The 4,667-nt window shown below is 42.7% G+C and carries 5 protein-coding genes; 2 read left to right on the top strand and 3 right to left on the bottom strand.

Translation table 11 applies throughout. The features are described from left to right. Nucleotides 1-420: 420 nt before the first annotated feature. The gene (locus F6K57_RS37215) at nucleotides 421-567 is read left to right on the top strand and encodes a hypothetical protein (RefSeq protein WP_293073331.1); all 147 of its coding nucleotides are present in this window, start codon (nucleotides 421-423) and stop codon (nucleotides 565-567) included. A 145-nt stretch (nucleotides 568-712) separates the two neighbouring features. Here F6K57_RS37215 and F6K57_RS37210 read toward each other — a convergent pair whose 3' ends face one another. Next, entirely contained in the window at nucleotides 713-895 is a 183-nt protein-coding gene (locus F6K57_RS37210; RefSeq protein WP_293073328.1) for a hypothetical protein, read from the bottom strand. 493 nt (nucleotides 896-1,388) lie between these two features. On the opposite strand from F6K57_RS37210, the gene F6K57_RS37205 reads away from it, so the two are divergent. After that, nucleotides 1,389-1,541, top strand: a complete 153-nt coding sequence (locus tag F6K57_RS37205; RefSeq protein WP_293020166.1) for a hypothetical protein — start codon at nucleotides 1,389-1,391, stop codon at nucleotides 1,539-1,541. A gap of 84 nt (nucleotides 1,542-1,625) precedes the next feature. Here F6K57_RS37205 and F6K57_RS37200 read toward each other — a convergent pair whose 3' ends face one another. Beyond that, complete coding sequence (locus F6K57_RS37200; RefSeq protein ID WP_293073326.1) at nucleotides 1,626-3,320, bottom strand: hypothetical protein; 1,695 nt, start codon at nucleotides 3,318-3,320, stop codon at nucleotides 1,626-1,628. A gap of 441 nt (nucleotides 3,321-3,761) precedes the next feature. Next, nucleotides 3,762-3,917, bottom strand: a complete 156-nt coding sequence (locus tag F6K57_RS37195; RefSeq protein ID WP_293073323.1) for a hypothetical protein — start codon at nucleotides 3,915-3,917, stop codon at nucleotides 3,762-3,764. Between the last annotated feature and the right edge of the window lie 750 nt (nucleotides 3,918-4,667).

The raw sequence follows: 4,667 nt of genomic DNA, 5'->3' as shown, positions 1-4,667 counted from the left end.
AAAGATTACGGTGCCTGAGGATGAACTAAAACCCTACAAACAACAGTGGCAAAGGTCTGAATCTCTTCCCAAATGGGATGTTATGATTGAGCCTATCTAATGGTACCTTATTTATTTGCAAGCCCCTTACCGAGGGTATTATCTGGAGTGATTTGTCCTAATGCTGTAGTTGCAGCTAGTAGAGAATAGAGAACAAAGGGACTTGTTTGCAGAAGTCGATCAATCCGAGGTTTCATGTTAATCAATCAAAATGCTCCCGATTTCTCGGATTATTTCATAAACTATGAGTTAAGTTTTAATGATTTAAGAACTCTTTAAAAGAACTTTACTGAAAATTCATAAAAATCTAGCAAAGGGAACAGGGAATAGGGAATAGGGAGTAGGGAGTAGGGAGTAGGGAGTAGGGAGTAGGGAGTAGCGATGCAGTCAACTATTATTACTGTTCTGGATTACCTGTTCTGGATTACCTATTTTGGATTACTTGTTCCCGATTCCCGATTCCCGATTCCCGATTCCCGATTCCCGATTCCCGATTCCCGATTCCCGATTCCCGATTCCCGATTCTAAATTATTAATTCTAAATTATTAATTCTAAATTACCTCTATTTAGTCCCCTTTAAACTATCAAACTTATTATTTAAAAAGCCAGTAAAGATAGTAATCACTCGATGCTTTATCTCCTTAATATTCACACTTACCGACATCCCTGATGCTAGGGGAAATGATTCTCCCAAACGTAAGCATTGAGCTGACGGCTGACAGCTGACAGCTGAGAGCTGTTGAAATTAATGACTTGTTTCTCAAAGATGAATTCGCTATAGTCCGCTAGGTCATCAATTCCTACCAAGTTTAAAATAATTTCAGTTATAAGCCAAACGATGATTTTCTGCCACATTACCCTGTCCTCTTTACCTGTCTAGTTTTAGAGTAATGAGCAGAGCCAGGAATACTGTCTCATTTTTTGCATCAGTTTTTGAATCAAGTGTTTTTATTAAGCTGATATTTGTGATTTTTATTAGATTATTTTAAGGCTGTATTCAGATTAAGTTTAAGTTACTTTCAGATTGACCAATAAATAGAGATACTCAACAAGCTTAGGGGTGGTTATAGCATAGTAATCAAGACTATTTATCTCAGTTTTTGTATCAGTTTTGCGATTTTATTCAGACTTATATCATTTTGAGCTCATATTACAGCGTTTTTTAATTCGGTGAGGTACACAGGATTTTTTCCCTGTTCCCTGTTCCCGGGAGCATGTCAGTTTTGTTAATTCCTGGTTTAGATCCCCCTAAATCCCCCTTAATAAGGGGGACTTTTGAATTGAATCGAATTCTTAATCACAGGGAGTTTTTCATCTAATTCCCCCCTTTTTTAAGGAGGGGGGATCCATGTACCTAATTACAAAGGTGACATGCTCCCCCTGCTCCCTGCTCCCTACTCCCTACTCCCTACTCCCTAGGAATTTATACCTCACCCAATTGAAAACTGCTATATGGTTTTTATGTAAGCTATTGAGCTTAGATAAAAAATGCGATCGCTAATCTAACTAGCGATCGCTAACAGTCTTGGGTAAACACCTTTTATGTAAGAACTAATCGGAACAGTCTTGGGATTAAACTGTTGTGTTACACAAATGCATCAAGTGCCTGCTCAGCAGCATCAAGATTGCCGAATACAGTCAGATTATCCTCGCCACCAAGGATGGCTACTACCGCTTCTTGACCACTAACTGTTTCGCGACCGAAACTAATATTGCCCAAGAACTCATCAGCGAAATCAAAGCTATCCCCTGCCTGAAAGTCAGTGATTTGGTCAAAATCCTGGAGACCGTCTTGGAAGATTTCACTGCCGAAGGCGAAGATGTCTGCACCTGAATTGCCAGTTAACAAGTCATTGCCAACCCCTCCGTTCAAGACATCATTAACGCTACCACCAATCAGAGTGTCATTGCCTTCATTACCGAAAACAGTACCATTAACAGTGCCTGCGATACCATCATAGGTATCATCACCCGCACTGAGTAGAACATCGCCGTTGATAGTGCCTTGGTTAACAATAGTTACGTCACCCTCAGCATCCTGAACATCAATAGCCACCTGAGGGCTGCCTGCAACAACACCACCGTTGATAGTGCCCCTGTTAATGATTTCGCCGTTGAGTTCGACTCCGTCCTCAATCAGTACTGCCGCATCAGTTTCTGAGGTCAAGGTGCCTTCATTGACAATATCACCATTGAAGACTGAGAGGTCAGTATTAGTACCCTGTCTGAGGCGAACAGCAGTAGCTCGGTTGTTGCCCACCGGCACACCACGTCCGATCACCGTACCCCGATTAATCACGCTACCTGTGACATCAGCACCGAGTTGTAGAGAAATGGCATCTCCATCATTGCCTTCACCCACATCGATCAGACCACTACTTTCGTTGACAATCGAGTAGGAAAGCGCACTCTGGTCAGTGTAAACCACACCATCCCGGGGACTGGCAGAGGTGAGAATCTCACCGAAGTTTTGAAGGCTAATATCTTGACCACCGATATTTACGGCACGACTAGCACTAGTGATAGTACCGAAATTTTGCAGCGCTCCAGAAGAGGTACCGCCATTGCCAAAGCTGACGCCGTTGAAAGCACCATCAATCGTACCGTTGTTAACGATTGTACCGTTGAGTTCGACTCCCGACTCAATCAGGACACCACTGTCAGTTTCTGAGGTCAAGGTGCCTTCATTGACAATATCACCATTGAAGACTGAGACATCCGCTCCTCCGATGTCAGTACCCTGTCTGAGGCGAATCGCAGTAGCTTGGTTGTTACCCACCGGCACACCACGTCCGATCACCGTACCTTGATTAACCACACTACCTGTGACATTAGCACCGAGTTGTAGAGAAATGGCATCTCCATCATTCCCCTCACCCACATCAATTACAGCATCAGGACCGTTGAAAATATCATAGGATGTAGCAGTCTGGTCAGCGTAAACGACACCATCCCGAGGACTTGCAGAAGAGATAATCTGGGCTAAGTTATCAACCCTGATGTTCTGACCACCGATGTTGACGGGACGACTATCACTGGTAATCAAGCCTTGGTTGGTTAATGTGCCAGAAGAAGCACCACCATTAAAGAAGTTGACACCGTTGAAGCTACCATCAATTGTCCCTGTTTCTGCGTTAAAGATGCTGGCATTAGTGCCGGTGATATCAACAGCACTACCATCAACATCTAATGTACCGAATACGGTTAAAGAATCCCCTACTCCAGGTAGTACTACGGGCTCGGTTAGAGTTTCTCCAGTGGGAATAAAAGTGTTTGACATCAAAGTTCCTCCGAATGCAAGTGAATGAAGTTGGTGAATGAAGTTGAGACTGGAAGTAAACACTGGTCTACCGGCCATAGACCAGTGTAATGTTTTTAACCTCAGGCAAACATTGACCCTTAGGCAAAAACCATAGCTTTCAACAGGGCATTAGCGCTTTTGTCTAGCCGCTAAGGTGTCTATATTTCTACAATGGCATTCGGATCAGAGCCTAATGTCTCAGTTTTTGTCTCAGTTTTTTACCTCAGTTATTTTAACTAGGCTTAGTTGTATAATTTTTTTCATACTTAGCCCAGGGTGAGCTTAGATTTTTCTCAGACTAATCTCAGGTTGAACCATCAACCGATGAAATTAATTCTATTGAGAGGCGCTATATAGCATAAGTTGGCATAATAGTTGTCTCAGTTTTTGTCTCAGTTGTCTCAGTTTTGCTTTTTTTTCTCAGTTTGGCTTCAGTTTTATTTCATTGATACAGATTTTTTGAAGTCGGGAGTCGGGAGTCGGGAGTCGGGAGTCGGGAGTCGGGAGTCGGGAGTCGGGAGATGGGGAGATGAAATTGATGTTTAGCGGTGTGAGCGCTAAGAATTGGTATGACACAGGACTTACGCACTCAGATATATAAAATGTCTGTCACCCTCTGTTCCCAGATCCGCTGTTCCCAGATCCGCTGTTCCCAGATCCGCTGTTCCCTATAGCTAAAACCCTTGATTGTTGGTTTAACTGCCTAAAATGTCAATCATTTAACCTATCTACTTTAGTGATAGTGCTTAATTTTCGGCTGTTATCCCGGATCGGGTAATCAGTTAACGAAGGTGTGATCTGGTTTATAGGGTTTATAAATCAGATGTAAACATAGGAGGTCTTTTTTTCTTCTCCAATAAAACTCCGTATCTCTTTCCCCTCTTGCCTTTTGCCTCTTACATGCATGCCTTGTACAGCAAGAATTTTGTTTACAACCAAGATATAAACGCGCTTATCGGTTGTTAAAGCATTTATTGCTGCCTCAGTTTTAGTCAAGGGCTTAAGTTTCTGTAGCATTGCTACTCAAACCCCCTATTGCAGCAGTAAGTCAAGAGTGATTTCTGTGCATTTATCCACTAGACAGAGCTTGGTTAGTCAGCTAAACACCGCTCCACTCACAGCTAGGGAGAGTTGCTTTGGTGAAGACCAAACTTTTATTGTGCTGCATTGCAACCACAACGTTTTCTGATGGCTGCTTCTACTTAATCGGTGATCAAGGTCAGCAATTGGAATTCAGTGATGAGGATAGCTCAAAGTTATGTCTATTTTTATGATCGGCACCCAACGCTCAGGCTCTAATTTATTGCGCCTGATGTTGAATCAGAT

This window comes from Moorena sp. SIO4A5 (assembly GCF_010672005.1).
GTDB lineage: Bacteria > Cyanobacteriota > Cyanobacteriia > Cyanobacteriales > Coleofasciculaceae > Moorena.
Note: the sequence above shows the minus strand (reverse complement) of the source record. Positions and strands in the feature narration are given on the sequence as shown.

Bases quoted from the DNA above. Each gene is read 5' to 3' on its own strand.
- F6K57_RS37215 (WP_293073331.1), top strand. From the start codon at position 421: ATGCAGTCAACTATTATTACTGTTCTGGATTACCTGTTCTGGATTACC.
- F6K57_RS37210 (WP_293073328.1), bottom strand. From the start codon at position 895: ATGTGGCAGAAAATCATCGTTTGGCTTATAACTGAAATTATTTTAAAC.
- F6K57_RS37205 (WP_293020166.1), top strand. From the start codon at position 1,389: ATGTACCTAATTACAAAGGTGACATGCTCCCCCTGCTCCCTGCTCCCT.
- F6K57_RS37200 (WP_293073326.1), bottom strand. From the start codon at position 3,320: ATGTCAAACACTTTTATTCCCACTGGAGAAACTCTAACCGAGCCCGTA.